The 12,735-nt window shown below is 71.1% G+C and carries 12 protein-coding genes and 1 tRNA gene; 3 read left to right on the plus strand and 10 right to left on the minus strand.

Annotation, left to right across the window (positions count from 1 at the left end; genetic code table 11):
• Positions 1–5 precede the first annotated feature (5 nt).
• Complete coding sequence (gene tpg / locus ACWGJ5_RS36185) at positions 6–560, plus strand: telomere-protecting terminal protein Tpg (RefSeq protein ID WP_453313866.1); 555 nt, start codon at positions 6–8, stop codon at positions 558–560.
• A 145-nt stretch (positions 561–705) separates the two neighbouring features.
• On the opposite strand, the gene ACWGJ5_RS36190 is transcribed toward tpg, so the two are convergent.
• Together ACWGJ5_RS36190 and ACWGJ5_RS36195 are read right to left on the minus strand one after the other, a co-directional pair.
• A complete protein-coding gene (locus ACWGJ5_RS36190) occupies positions 706–1,959 on the minus strand; it encodes a ParB/RepB/Spo0J family partition protein (RefSeq protein ID WP_453313867.1) in 1,254 nt (417 codons plus the stop codon).
• Positions 1,956–3,221 (minus strand): ParA family protein, encoded by a 1,266-nt coding sequence (locus ACWGJ5_RS36195; protein ID WP_453313868.1) that lies wholly within the window; start codon positions 3,219–3,221, stop codon positions 1,956–1,958. The genes ACWGJ5_RS36190 and ACWGJ5_RS36195 overlap by 4 nt, the downstream gene beginning before the upstream one ends.
• A gap of 935 nt (positions 3,222–4,156) precedes the next feature.
• Between ACWGJ5_RS36195 and ACWGJ5_RS36200 the strand changes: the two genes are divergently transcribed.
• Together ACWGJ5_RS36200 and ACWGJ5_RS36205 are read left to right on the plus strand one after the other, a co-directional pair.
• Entirely contained in the window at positions 4,157–4,609 is a 453-nt protein-coding gene (locus ACWGJ5_RS36200) for a MarR family transcriptional regulator (protein ID WP_228626272.1), read from the plus strand.
• Positions 4,609–4,920 (plus strand): replication initiation protein, RepL2, encoded by a 312-nt coding sequence (locus tag ACWGJ5_RS36205; RefSeq protein WP_453313929.1) that lies wholly within the window; start codon positions 4,609–4,611, stop codon positions 4,918–4,920. Before ACWGJ5_RS36200 ends, ACWGJ5_RS36205 begins: the two co-directional genes overlap by 1 nt.
• 160 nt (positions 4,921–5,080) lie before the next feature.
• Here the strand turns inward: ACWGJ5_RS36205 and ACWGJ5_RS36210 are convergent.
• The 8 genes from ACWGJ5_RS36210 to ACWGJ5_RS36245 form a co-directional block, all read right to left on the minus strand.
• A tRNA-OTHER gene (locus ACWGJ5_RS36210) sits at positions 5,081–5,149 on the minus strand.
• A 271-nt stretch (positions 5,150–5,420) separates the two neighbouring features.
• A complete protein-coding gene (locus ACWGJ5_RS36215) occupies positions 5,421–6,113 on the minus strand; it encodes a DUF4097 family beta strand repeat-containing protein (RefSeq protein WP_453313869.1) in 693 nt (230 codons plus the stop codon).
• 202 nt (positions 6,114–6,315) lie between these two features.
• Positions 6,316–7,650 carry an MFS transporter gene (locus ACWGJ5_RS36220; protein ID WP_453313870.1) on the minus strand — a complete coding sequence of 445 codons (1,335 nt, stop codon included), beginning with the start codon at positions 7,648–7,650 and terminating at the stop codon, positions 6,316–6,318.
• A complete protein-coding gene (locus ACWGJ5_RS36225; RefSeq protein ID WP_453313871.1) occupies positions 7,647–8,237 on the minus strand; it encodes a PaaI family thioesterase in 591 nt (196 codons plus the stop codon). Before ACWGJ5_RS36225 ends, ACWGJ5_RS36220 begins: the two co-directional genes overlap by 4 nt.
• Positions 8,234–9,502: an MFS transporter gene (locus tag ACWGJ5_RS36230; RefSeq protein WP_453313872.1), complete on the minus strand. Its 1,269-nt coding sequence runs from the start codon at positions 9,500–9,502 to the stop codon at positions 8,234–8,236. Before ACWGJ5_RS36230 ends, ACWGJ5_RS36225 begins: the two co-directional genes overlap by 4 nt.
• Entirely contained in the window at positions 9,499–10,734 is a 1,236-nt protein-coding gene (locus tag ACWGJ5_RS36235; RefSeq protein WP_453313873.1) for an ATP-grasp domain-containing protein, read from the minus strand. The genes ACWGJ5_RS36230 and ACWGJ5_RS36235 overlap by 4 nt, the downstream gene beginning before the upstream one ends.
• A gap of 40 nt (positions 10,735–10,774) precedes the next feature.
• Complete coding sequence (locus ACWGJ5_RS36240) at positions 10,775–12,133, minus strand: aldehyde dehydrogenase family protein (protein ID WP_453313874.1); 1,359 nt, start codon at positions 12,131–12,133, stop codon at positions 10,775–10,777.
• Positions 12,130–12,717, minus strand: coding sequence for a cupin domain-containing protein (locus ACWGJ5_RS36245; RefSeq protein ID WP_453313875.1), 588 nt, complete (start codon positions 12,715–12,717; stop codon positions 12,130–12,132). Before ACWGJ5_RS36245 ends, ACWGJ5_RS36240 begins: the two co-directional genes overlap by 4 nt.
• Positions 12,718–12,735: the final 18 nt, after the last annotated feature.

Raw genomic sequence — 12,735 nt, forward strand, 5'->3', positions numbered from 1 at the left:
CGGTCATGGACTCGGTAGGGGACAGCCTGGACCGCGCGCTGGAGCAGGCGTTCACCCGTGCCATCCCCAAGAGCGCCCCGGCCCGGATGAGATATCTGGTCAAGCAGCTCAAGGGCACCAGGCGAGTCGCCGAGCTGCTCGGCATCTCCCAGCGCACCGTGGAACGGTATGTGACCGGCCAGTTGAAACACCCCCGCCCGGAGCTCGCCGCCCGCCTCGAGCGCGAGGTGCGCAGCCGCTGGCAGCCGCAGGTCCGGGCGCGGGCCAAGCAGCGGGCCGTCAGCACCGACGGCCTGGTCTTCGCCACCCGGGCCAGGTTCGGCTTCACGGCCGCCCCGGGCACCACCGACGACGCCCGCGTCCGCGACATCACCCAGGCCCTGCCGCCCCGCTGGGCCGAGCGGCTTTTCGCGGCCCGGGACGCCGGAGCCACCGAGGACCAGCTTCTGCAGATCGCCGCGGAGGGCCTGGGGGAGATGTACTTCCGGGCCGACAACACCCGAGCCCAGGGCCTGGACGTGGAGTTCACCGACGTCGATCAGATCGACATCTCCCTGTAGCGCCACCGCGGCTCGCGGCGGGCCGACCTATTACGCCGTAATAGGCGGGGGAGCGGGGCCGACCTATTACGGCGTAATAGCGGTGGATGACGTCAGTGAAGGGCCGGCCCCCAGGGGAGCCGGCCCTTCACTGGTTCCGTGGAGCTCAGTCGCCCGGTGCGGCGGCCTGCTCGGCGAAGGACTGCGCCAACTCGGCCAGCCGGGCGGGGTTCCGCTCCAGTCCCTTCTTGCCCAGGAACCGGAGCAAGTCGAAGAAGGTGTCGTCGCTGTCGATGTTCCGGTCCAGGAGCATGGCGAGGATGCCGGGCTCGTTGTACGGCACCCGGCGCGGATGGGCGCCGGTCGAGGCATCCGCCTGCGGGCTGAGAACGGACGTCTCCGTCCGCGGCTCCGGCACGGGCTGCGGCACATCTGCCTCACCGGCGCTCGGTGCCGACGAGACACCCGGGACCCCCGAGGCCGCCGCATCCGTCTCGGCATCCCCTATTACGCCGTAATAGCCGTCGGCCGTCCCGGCCTGCCGGCCCGGACCGGCACCGCCGGCCCGTTCCACCTGACCGGTCACCGCCGGCGCGCTCGGCTCGCCGCCCCCTATTACGCCGTAATAGCCCTGCGGCTCCCCCGGCTGCTGCCGGGCGGTGAATGCCGGCGCCTCGCTCTCGCCCGCCTTCTTCCGGTCGCGCTTCTCCTCCTCCTTCCGGGTCCGCTCGTCCTTGAGTTCCTGGAGTGCCGCCTCCTGCTCCGGGGCCGGCTTGTTGGCCACGGCACGCAGCAGATCGATGGGCTCTTCACCGATACGGCTCTGCAGTTCGGGGGTCAGATTGAGCAGCGCCAGGCGCTGCGACACCCAGCCCTGGGAACGGTGGAGCCGCTTGGACAGCGCGGTCTGGCTGCCGTGGATGGCCAGCAGGCGCCGCAGGGCTCGGGCCTCGTCGAGTTCTCCCAGGTCGTGCCGGTGGATGTTGGCGACGAGGGCGGACTCGAGGAGTTCCTCGGAGTTGGTGCCCTGGTCGTCGCTGACCATCACCTTGACGGCGGTCAGTTCCGCCTCGCGGGCAGCGGCGAGGCGGCTGCTGCCGTCGATGACCACGTAGCTGGTGTCGGCTTCGAGGTCGGCTTCACGCTGGGGGTTGGCCTTGATGTAGGCGTCGCGGTTCATCACCGTGATCGCCTGCTTCTGACCGTGCGTCTTCAGGCTGCCCGCCAGATCGGTGAGGTCACCGAGACTGGAGCGGGGGTTGTCGGGGTTGAGGCTGATGCGATGAGGAGGAAGCTCGGTGGGCGGGGCGACGCCCTCGGTGGGTACCCCGGTGGCGGCGGCCACGGCCTGGCGGCGCGCGCTCACCGGGCGCACTCCCCCGCCGAAGCGGCCGGCTCCCAGCTGGTCGGCCTTGCTCATACGATCTCCCGGGCCAGCGCGCGCATCCCGATCGCCTGCTGCGACTTGGGGGCGTAGGACAGCAGGGGCCGCTTCATCCGGACCGCTTCCTTCTGCTCTTTGAGATCGCCGATGAGCCCGACGACCCGGGGATCCTTTATGTCGACCCACCCCTGGAGGGAGGAGGTGGCGATGAAGCCACGGCGCGAGTCGTAGAGGTTGACGACGATGCCGAGGTAGTCGATGTCGACCTGCAGGTCGCCGCGCAGGTCGTCGATCTGAGTGGTGAGCAGTTCGTAGGCGTCCGCGGAGCTGTCCTCGGCCTGCACGACGATCAGCGCGCCGGACTGACCGAGCTTCTCGCCGTCGCGCCGGCGGCCGTAGTACGCGGCGGCGTCCATGCTGAGACCGAGGCTGGGCGGGCAGTCGACGAGGATTACGTCGTAATCGGCCTCGAGCGGGGCAAGGGCACGCTCCAGTGCCGCTTCCCTGGCGCGTACGGCGGAGAGGCGGACATCGAGCAGGAAGGCGTCGTTGCAGGCGGGCAGCAGGTGCAGCCGGCCGCCGAAGGTCTCGTCGTCGACGGAGACGATGAGGTCGCGAAGGTCGCCCTTGGGGTCGCCCGCCATGTGGTTGGTCAGGCTGTCGCCGTTCATGGGCAGGGGCGCCGCCCCGAGCTGGTTGGTGAGGTGGCACTGCGGGTCGAAGTCGACGAGCAGGACCCGCAGCCCGAGCCCCGGCAGACTTTCCACGCTCAGCGGGTCGTCGCCGCCGGGCACTTCGTCGGACTGGGTGTCACTCGCACGCAGGGCCTCGGTGAGAGCCTTGGCCACCCTGACGGCGTGCAGGCTGTCGGCGTCCTCGGCAAGCGCTTCGCCGAGGCCCGCCGTGATCGCCGTCTTGCCGACGCCGCCCTTCTGGTTGCACACGATGATGCGACGGGTGATCTCGGGCCGTTCCACATGCGGCGCGGGATTGGAGTCGAGCCACAGCTGGACCGACTGTGCCAGGCCCTGGATGAGCGAGACACGGCGTTCCGCGGCGACCTGGCGGAACTCGTCCCACTGGCCGGGCGGCAGGAACGTGGAGAACGAGTCGGCACGTGAGGTGTCGATGGCCGGGGGAGTGGAGGCGAGCGTGCACCAGTCCCGGATGCCCTGCTCTACTGCCGCCTGGATCTCGATGCCGTGCTGGGCGGCTCTGACTTTGAGGTTCTGCCGGAGCCATCCCGGCAGTTTGGAGACGACCTTCTCGCGGTCGCTGGAAGTGGCTGGCGAACTCATAGACGACACCTTACTAACGTCCAAGATCTTTGGAAGCATCGACACGTTAGTTGAAGCGCTCTGACGGAACGCCAGCCGACACTCGCGGCACCCGAGCTATTACGCCGTAATAGCTCACGCGCAGAACTCTCCTGCCGGTCCGCCCGCTGATGGGCGCGGGTCACAACCCTCGCACCGGCACCCGCCGTCCTGACAGTCCCGGTCGTTTCCCCAGGTGGGCTGGGCCGCGTGGTACCAGGGGCCTTCGCCGGCCCCTGGACCCCGCTGCCCCGCCACTTCCCGGCGCGAACCCGTTTCGTCGTGGCTCAAGCCGTGCGCGCCGGGAAGCGACGGGCTCGTGTGTGCCGGGACTCGTCGTCGGGCGCGCCTCGAGCGGGGCTCGGTCCGGTGTCGAGCCGAGGGCGGTCGGGACCGACCTGTCGCGGGCCGGGGTCAGTTGGTTGCGTCGTCGAGTGCTCGCACGATTCCGGGGCGGGCTGACCACCGTTTGCCAAGGGAAGAGAGCGCAGCCGCCAATACGGCGCTGACCTGCAGAAACGCATCGAAGCACCAAGACCGTGGGAACTGGCAGGCAGTTCGGCGGATCGTGCAGAGCGATCCTCGGATCAGGGTGCCCGGATCCCTCGGACGTACCACCCGGTCCCAGCAACCTCGCACCACGACCGACAGGACCGCGACAGCGACCGAGAAAACCGCCACCACGACTGCAGGAACCGGGTACCACGATCCTCCAGCCGCACCAGATTGACGTGACGTACATGAGTCGGCGCCCGGGGCGGCCGTGACCGCACGGCGGGGCCCTTGACGGGACGGCAGGCGACACGGCCGACAGGCGGAGCTGATTGACTTCATGCTCATGTACGTTAAGTTCATCTGGTCGGCCTCACAGCCGTCCCTCATGAACCACCAATCACCCCCCTTCCACGGAGGGCCCGTTGGGAGCAGTACGCAGACTGGTCGACGCCGACACCGGCGAGCCGGTCCCCTATGCGCCGTATGCCTTCTCCGGCCGGCACACACAGGTCGACAAGGCGCGAGTCGAGGCGATCACCGAGTCCAAGGCGTTCACGCCCAGTCAGAAGTTCCTCGTTCTGTGGTGGATCGGGGTCTCTCCCGAGGGCATGGAACCACTGCGGGCCACCGGAGCGGACATCGCCAAACGAGTGGGAATGTCCACCGACGCGGTCGGAAAGATCAATAGGAAGCTGGCCAAACACCGCATCCTGGTCATCCGTGGACGCATCGGCAACTACAACTTCTACCGGATCAGCCCGTACATCGCCTTCCACGGCACAGGGATCGAGCAGCGCGAAGCGGTGAAGACCTGCAACCCGCCGGACATCCCCGGATTCGACGACAATGTTCCCGCACGGTGGGAGGTCCAGTGATCAGCAGCGACGACAAGCAGAAGAACCTCGAACTGCTCGAGAAGACCGCCGGCATGAGCGCCAACCAGCGTCTCGTCGTCATGCTGTACGCCCTGCACCCGACCGACCGGTCCGGCGCCGTCCTCGAGACCGCGGCCAACCTGGCCAAGCTCGTGGGCATGGCCCCGCCCGTCTTCTCCCGCACCCGCAAGCAGGTCATCGAGGCCGGCTGGCTGGAGGAGACCGAGCGGATCGGTCACATCAAGTACTACCGTCTCGACCCCAAGCGCATGGGGGAGAACGTCGTTGTTCCGCTGCGCCGCGCGACCTGACGTCCTGGGGAGCGCACCTCATTGACGTGACGTACATGAGCCAAGCTCCCCAGTCCGTCCTGCTTCACCCCGAGGCAAGGACAACGGCTGCGGGCACGCACGCATACGGCCTCGGCCGCCATCACGGCGGCCGAGGCCAAGTCGCAGCGCTCCTGCGTTGCGGAGAGGGCAGGATTCGAACCTGCGTGGACCCTCAAGAGGATCCGACTCCGGGCTACTGCCCTGGTCCCCGATCAGCCACTCCGGGCACCTCTCCTCGTTCCCGGCCTCGCGGTTTGCCCGCGGCGCCGTTCACGTGTTTCACGATGCCACAGGGGGCTGACCTCCTTCTGACGTGCCGCTGACGGGACGTCTCCGGGGCCTGACGGTGCCCGGCAGCATGCGGAGGTGCGCCGTCCGCTATTACGCCGTAATAGGCCGGGCCGCTATTACGGCGTAATAGCGGCCCAGCCTCGCGGATGTCGGTCCTGGACACACACGGTGACTTCACCTGTGTGTTCTCACAGGCTGCGGGCGGTGATGTTGCCGTAGGAGGTGGTCGCGTGGATGGCGAGGCCGGCGGCGGCGCCGTCGGTGTTGTTGAGGGCGTTGTGGATGCGGCCGTAGGTGGTGCCGCCGTCGAGGGAGGCGGAGACTCCGCGGGCGGCGCCGACCGAGATGTCGCCGTGCTGGGTGTTCAGGGTGACGGTGCCGTTCACGGCCTCGGTGATGTTCAGGTCGCCCTTCTGGGTGCTGAGCTCCGCGGGGCCGCCCAGGCGGCCGACGGTGATGTCGCCGGACTGCAGGGTGAGGTGGGCGCTGTCGGTCTCGTCGAGCTTGATGGTGCCCTGTGCGCCGTCGACGGTGACGTCGCCGAGGCGGCCGACGCCGCGGAGTTCGACGGCGGCCACCCTGGCCTGGACGCGGGAGCCGGCGGGCAGCTGGACGGTGACCTGGAGGTCTCCGGAGGGGCCGAGGACCCGGTTGGTCGCCTCCGCGGTCTCGATGCGCAGGACGCCGTCGTCGTAGGTGACCTGGGTCTGCTCCGCGGCCTTGACGTCGCGGCTCTTGGAGGGGTTGGCGGGCAGGATCTCGACGGTGGTGTCGCTGCGGTCGGCGGCGATGAACTGGACCTGTCCGGCGGGGATGTCGAGGACGGCCGTGATGGCGGCGGGGGTCTTGAACTGCTGCGGGGTGCTCTGGTTCTTCTGCATCGTGTGCTCCTCGGCTCGCTGTTTCCGTTGATGGAAACGCTACGTTGCATTTACAGATCCGGCAACAGCATCGTTGCGAATAATCGCTAACTCTGCAGGTGAAGGCCGATAAATCGTTGCAACAAGCCTGATGTTAATGCAACAATCCTGCCCCGTTCGTTGCAATGGTTTGGAGGTGAACGCTATGCGGGAGCGGCGGCTCTCACGCCGCCAGAGCGTCCTCCCGGGTCTCCGGGGCACGCAGCGCCGCCGTCACCGTGAGCGCCGACAGCAACAGCAGATACGCGCACACCAGCCAGGGTTCCCTGGACGCCACCAGATACAGCGAGGTGGCCAGCAGCGGCAGCAGCCCGCCGCCCAGCACCGCCCCGGTCTGATAGCCGAGGGAGGCGCCGCTCATCCGGACACCGGTGCGGAACAGTTCGCTCAACCAGGCCGCCTGAGGGCCGAACATGGCGTCGTGGAAGACGTTCACACCGATCAGCACGGCGATCCCGGCCAGCACCGGTGACCCCGTGTCGACGAGGAGGAAGAACGGCACGACGTACAGCGCGCTGCCCACCGCGCCGAACAGGAACACGGGCCTGCGCCCGAACCGGTCCGACAGCGCCCCCCACGCCGGCGCGGTGAGCATGCTGAGTGCCGCGCTGACCGTGATGACGGTGACGCCGAGGCCCTTGCCGTGGTGGCCGTGGTCGGTGAGATAGAAGAGCACGAAGACGGTGTAGAAGTACGAGACGGCCGTCTGGGACACCCGCAGGCCGACGGCCAGGGTCAGCGGGCCACGGTGGTGGCGCAGGGTGTCGTACACCGGACGCTGCACACGGGGCGCGGCCGTGAACGCCTCCGAGTCGTCGATCGTGGCCCGCAGCACCAGCCCGACGACGATCAGCACCAGACTGGACAGGAACAGCACCCGCCAGCCCCAGACGGCGAACTGGTGGTCGTCCAGCAGCGCTTGGGTCAGCGCGAACGCGCCGGAGGACAACAGCAGCCCCAGCGAGGAGCCCGACATCGCGAAGCCGCCCCACAGCCCGCGCCGCGCCGACCGGGCGCTCTCCACGGTGAGTACGGCGGCCCCGCCCTGCTCGGCACCGACCGCGAACCCCTGCACGACGCGCAGGAGCACCATCAGCACCGGTGCCAGCAGCCCGGCCTGCCGGTAGGTCGGCAGCGCGCCGACCAGGGCACTGGCCAGGCCCATCGTGAACAGGGACACCACCAGCACCGGTTTGCGCCCCCACCGGTCGCCGAAGTGCCCGGCGGCCGCGGCACCGAGAGGACGCGCGGCGAACCCGACGGCGTAGGTGGCGAAGGCGGCCAGGATCCCGGCGACCGGATCGAGGGAGGAGAAGAACAGCTTGTTGAAGACCAGGGCGCTGGCGGTGCCGTAGAGATAGAAGTCGTACCACTCCACGGCGGAGCCGATCATGCTGGCGACCGCGATGCGCCCGATGGCGGCCGGCCGGGGCGCGGACGGCGCGGCCGGCGTCACGCCGGGGGCCGACGGGGATCCGGTGAGGATGTTCTGGGTCATCGTCCGTCCTGAGGGGTCCGTGGATCACGAGGTCCGGCGGCGGTCGCGTGCCGGTCGAAGTGCTGTGCGGATACGGCGATGTAGACGGCCGCCGCGCTCGCCGCGACCGGCCCGTCCGCGCCGCCGACGTGCAGGTCCGCGGTGGCGAAGGCCTTCCGGCCGGCTACGGCCGTACAGCGCGCCCGTACCCGCAGCGGCTCGCCGAGCGGCACCGGGGCCAGGAACTGGACCTCCAGCCGGCCGGTGACATTGGGCCGGTTGAGCGCGCGCCACACCGCCAGGCTGGTGGCCTCGTCGAGCACCGCGGCCACGATGCCGCCGTGCGCGATACCAGGAGCCCCCTGATGCACCTGACCGAGGGTCAGCTCCGCGACGACACCACGCTCGTCCTCCTCGACGACCCGCAGGCCCAGCCCGGGGGAGGGCCCGCACCCGAAGCAGGAGGGATGGTCCGGCACGTGCGGCACCCGCACCCGCGGCTCCCCCAGGAGCAACGGCGAACACGGCGGCCGGGCCCCGCCGGGCGGCACGGCCCGCTCGGACGCCGCGCCCACCGCGTTGTGCCGATGCACCGCTGAGTCCGTCATGTGCTCTCCCCTCGCCGTTGCAGGCGCGGCGCGACGACGGCGGGGAGCGGACGGGGGCGCTCCAGGGCCCGCAGGACCGGGGCCGTCAGCAGCGCGGCGCCGGTGAACACCGCCGTCAGCAGCAGCCAGCCCGCCGGACCCAGCCCCACCACCGCGGTGACGGCGACCGGACCCAGCACCGCCTGCACGGTGACACCGAGGTTGAAGACCGACAGGTACTCCGCGCGCCGCCCCTCGGGCGCGTGGTCCACCGGCAGCGCCCAGCCCGCGATCGACTGCCACAGCTCACCCGCCGTCAGCGTGCCGACCGCCAGCACCAGCAGCACCAGCGCCCCGGCGCGGCCCGGGCCCGCGCTGAGGGCCAGCAGCAGCCCGGTCGCGGCCAGCAGCCAGGCCGCCCACCGCAGGGACCGCCGGCTCCGGCCCTCCTCCCGGGCGCCCCGGCTGAAGCGGATCTGCAGCCCGATCACCAGCGCGGTGTTCAGCGCGAACAACAGCGGGATCGCGGCCACCGGCGCGGAGGTGTGCCGCACCACCCACAGCGGCAGACCGACGTTCAGCATCGTCTGGTGCAGCACCAGCACCCCGTTGAGCGCGGTCACCGCGAGGAACCGCCGATCGCCCAGCCCGCGCGGCAGCCAGGTGCGGCGCGCCGCCGCGGCAGGGCCGCCCGCCCGGCGGGGCACCGCCACCGTGCGCAGCAGCAGCGCGGCGACGACATAGGAGGCGGCGTTGCCCAGCAGCATCGCCCGGAACGCCCACAGCTCGTGCACCGCCATCAGCGGCGTGGCCAGCAGCGCGCCCAGCGCGTAGCCGACATTGCGCACGGTACGGATCCGGGCCATGGCGCCGACCTGCTCGTCACCGCGCATCAGGTCCGCCACGACCGCCTGGATCATGGGCGGAGCGGACCGCTCGGCCATCGTCATCAGGCAGCACACCGCGGCGAAGGACAGCGGCCCGCGGACGAACGCCAGCGCCGCGAACGCGGCGGCCAGCCACAGCTGAAGCCCGATCAGCACCGGCCGCGCCCCGCACCGGTCGGCCAGCAGCCCGACGGGCACGGTGGCGAGGAACCCGGCACCACCCGCGAGAGCCAGCCCCAGCCCCAGCTGCGCCGGGGACAGACCCACGCCCTGCACGAAGTACACCGTGCCGCCCGCCAGATACAGCCCGGTCCCCAGCGAGTCCAGCAAGGAGACCACGGCGAACACCCGCCCGGGGCGCCCGCCGCGGCTCGTGCCGTTCTCGCCGCGCGGCCTCATGAGAGGTAGAACCCGTTCGGTTCCAGCGAGCGCAGCCGCTCGTAGTCCTCCAGCACCGCCCGCGCGGAGTCCGCCGCCAGGTAGACGAAGCCGGGGGAGGAGGCGAGATCCACCGTCCGCGGCACCGGACCGCCCGCGGACACCCTGCTGACCAGCCCGTCGAAGGTGTCCAGCCGCCGCAGCTTCTCCCGCCACGTGTCCGAGGCGGCCCGGCCCTGCCGGTCACTGATCAGCGAGACCCAGCGCACCGCCTTGGACCAGCGCACCGCGGTGTCGTCGAACGCGTCGAAACCGGCCGGATCGAGCAGGGACAGCGTCAGCAGCCGTACCTGGGACATGCCCGAGTACTTCAGCGACACCTCCGGCAGCACCCCGCCGCACAGCCGGGCCCCGGTCTCCAGCAGCACCGGACCGGCGGCGGTCACCCGCAGCTCACTGTGCCCGGCGCCGTTGCGGATGCCGAGCGCGGACAGCACCTGCCGGACATAGCGCACCGCCGCGGCGGCGGCCGGGTCGGCACAGGGCAGCGGCTCCTGGAAGTCGTACAGGCACGACCCGTTCGGGCCCGGCAGCCGTACCGAACGCCAGATCTCGACGATTTTGTGGTCGCCGTCCCGGGAGACGGAGTTGACCAGGTACTCCTCGCCGTCGAGGTAGTCCTGCACCAGTGCCGTGCCGTTCGGCTCGCCGAAGAAGTTCGGTGCGTCCAGCACCGTACGGCAGGCCGCGGCCACTTCGGCCTCGGTGCCGCACACCCACACGTTGTCGCTGCCCGCGCTGGACGGCGGCTTGACCACCACCCGGCCGCCGGGCCGGCCGGCGAACCAGGCCACGCCCTCGTCCGGGTCGGACACCGAGACGTCCTCGGCGGCGGCCAGGCCGGCCGCGCGCAACGCCCGGGCCATCGCCGGTTTGTCGCGCCGCGCCTCGGCGAGTTCCGGCCGGTTGCCGGGCAGTTGGAGCAGCTCGTTCAGCCGGTCGGCCAGCAGCACACCCGACTCGGTCCCGGCCACGACCCGGCTCACGCCGAGCTCCGCCAGCTCCGCGGCCGCCTCCTCCGGCCGGGGGTACCAGCCCAGGTCACGATGGTAGGCGGACGCGTCGAAGGCCCGGACGTACACCGCGGGCGGATGTTCCTGGCTGCGCACATGGACGCAGGAGGCTCCGGCCCGGTTGAGGTCCTCGACCAGGAAACGGGCGGTCGAGTAACCGTCCACGATGCCGATTCTCATGCTGGTGTCCTTCGTCGTGGGGGAGGGGCGACCGCGGGGGCTAGGGCAGCAGACGGACGGTGACCGTCTTGGGCCGCTGGTACTCGTGCAGGGCGAGGACGCTCAGGTCGGTGCCCTGGCCGGAGCCCCGGCGTCCGCCGTGCGGGAGTTCGGCCGTCTGCACCAGGTGACAGTTGACCCAGGCCTCCCCGGCGTCGAGCCGGCCCGCGAGGTCCAGCCCGCGGGTCAGGTCACGGGTCCACACGCTGGCCGCGAGCGCCTGCGGCACGCCGTGGGCGAGTTCGAGCGCGTGCTCCACGTCCCGGGCCGGCTGCACGGTCAGCAGCGGTCCGAAGACCTCCTCCTGGAGCGCCGGGCTGTCCTCGGGCAGGTCGGCCAGCACCCGCGCGCCACGCCAGAAGCCGCCCTCCTCGCCGGAAGCCGTGGCCAAGGGAGCGGTCACGTCGTGCTTGGCGCCGGAGGAGCCGGCGATACGGTCGTAACGGTTGGCCTGCGCCGGGTTGTTGAGCGGGCCGAAGTCACGTCCGGCCAGCCGGGCCGACATCGCCTCGGTCAGCGACTGCACCACCTGCTCGTAACCGTCCTGCAGCGCGATCACACGGGCCGGAGCCGCACAGCTCTGCCCCGCGTTGTACACGCAGGCGTCCGCGAGGTCCGCACACGTCTGCTCGGGCGCGTCGGGCAGCACGATCACCGGGCTGTTCCCGCCGAGTTCGAGACTGACCGGCCGGATCCCGGCCCGGGCGGCGACGTCCGCGCCGGCCGCCGCACTGCCGGTGAACGCGATCATGTCGACGTCGGCGCCGACCAGCAGCCGCCCGGTCTCCCGGTCGCCGGGCACCGCCCGCAGCACCCCCGCCCCGAGGGCGTCCTCGGCGTGCTCGGCGAGCAGGTCCAGCGCGTCCGGTGTGCTCTCGGCCGGCTTGACGACCACACAGTTGCCCGCGGCGAGCGCCGGCGCGCACCGCCAGGCCGCCATCATCAGCGGGTAGTTCCACGGCACGATCGCGGCCACCACACCGACCGGCTCCCAGCGCACCCAGCTCTCATGGCCGCCGATCAGCGACCCGGCCGCCGGCGAGCTGCCGGTCCGGGCCGCCCACGCGTAGAACCGGAACAGGTCGGCCGCCTCGGCGACCTCCCCCGACGACTCCCGGGCCGGCTTTCCGGTACCGGCCCGCTCCCGCTCGACGTACGCCTCGGCGTGCTCCTCGATCAGTCCCGCCAGCATCTCCAGCCGGCGCGCGCGCTCCTTGGGGACGAGCCGCCCCCAGGCCGCGGACGCCCGGCGGGCGGCGGCCACCGTGCCGGTGACCACCTCCCCGCGGCCGGGGGACAGCTGACCGCGGACCCGGCCGGTGCGCGGATCGACGAGCGGCAGCGGAGCCGCGGCGCTCACCGGGTGGTCCGGGTGGCGCAGTCGCGGCACGGGCAGTGCGGACAGTCCAGTCCGTGCAGCCGCTCCGGCACGACCGCGCTGACGTCGCAGATCAGGCAGGTCAGGTCGCCGTCCGGGGCGATGACCTCCTCGTAGGGCACCGGTGCCATGCGGTCCTCGGCGTCGATCTCCTTGTGCGGCGAGCCCACGGCCACGATCACATGGTCGGTGATGGCGCCGACCGCGTGCGGCACCTCGCCCTCGACCAGGTAGACCTGGCCCGCCCGCGTCGGGTACACGCGGCCGTCGTAAGTGATGGTGCCCTCGCCGCCGACGACGATCAGGATGTGGTGGCCGGGGTGGGTGTGCGGCACGAAGCCGGTACCTGCGGGCAGCCGTATCACGTCGGCGCCCACCGAGCCGTTGGTCACCAGCGCCTGACCGGTCGCGGGGGAGCCGTGCACGTCGACCGGCCGCGGGCCGTGGTCGATGTGCAGCTGGGTGGAGTCGTCCCCGACGAGGCTCTTGGCCCAGTCGACGATGGTCAGCCGCTGCGGCGCGTCGACCGTTGCGGTTGCGGAGTGGGTGGCCTGCGTGGTGAGCATGGGGACTCCTTGAGGCAT

This window comes from Streptomyces sp. NPDC054783, assembly GCF_053611725.1.

Excerpts from the sequence above, each read along its gene's own strand:
- ACWGJ5_RS36245 (WP_453313875.1), bottom strand. The coding sequence starts at position 12,717 with ATGCTCACCACGCAGGCCACCCACTCCGCAACCGCAACGGTCGACGCG.
- ACWGJ5_RS36225 (WP_453313871.1), bottom strand. The coding sequence starts at position 8,237 with ATGACGGACTCAGCGGTGCATCGGCACAACGCGGTGGGCGCGGCGTCC.
- ACWGJ5_RS36220 (WP_453313870.1), bottom strand. The coding sequence starts at position 7,650 with ATGACCCAGAACATCCTCACCGGATCCCCGTCGGCCCCCGGCGTGACG.
- ACWGJ5_RS36230 (WP_453313872.1), bottom strand. The coding sequence starts at position 9,502 with ATGAGGCCGCGCGGCGAGAACGGCACGAGCCGCGGCGGGCGCCCCGGG.
- ACWGJ5_RS36215 (WP_453313869.1), bottom strand. The coding sequence starts at position 6,113 with ATGCAGAAGAACCAGAGCACCCCGCAGCAGTTCAAGACCCCCGCCGCC.
- ACWGJ5_RS36190 (WP_453313867.1), bottom strand. The coding sequence starts at position 1,959 with ATGAGCAAGGCCGACCAGCTGGGAGCCGGCCGCTTCGGCGGGGGAGTG.
- ACWGJ5_RS36195 (WP_453313868.1), bottom strand. The coding sequence starts at position 3,221 with ATGAGTTCGCCAGCCACTTCCAGCGACCGCGAGAAGGTCGTCTCCAAA.
- tpg (WP_453313866.1), top strand. The coding sequence starts at position 6 with ATGGACTCGGTAGGGGACAGCCTGGACCGCGCGCTGGAGCAGGCGTTC.
- ACWGJ5_RS36235 (WP_453313873.1), bottom strand. The coding sequence starts at position 10,734 with ATGAGAATCGGCATCGTGGACGGTTACTCGACCGCCCGTTTCCTGGTC.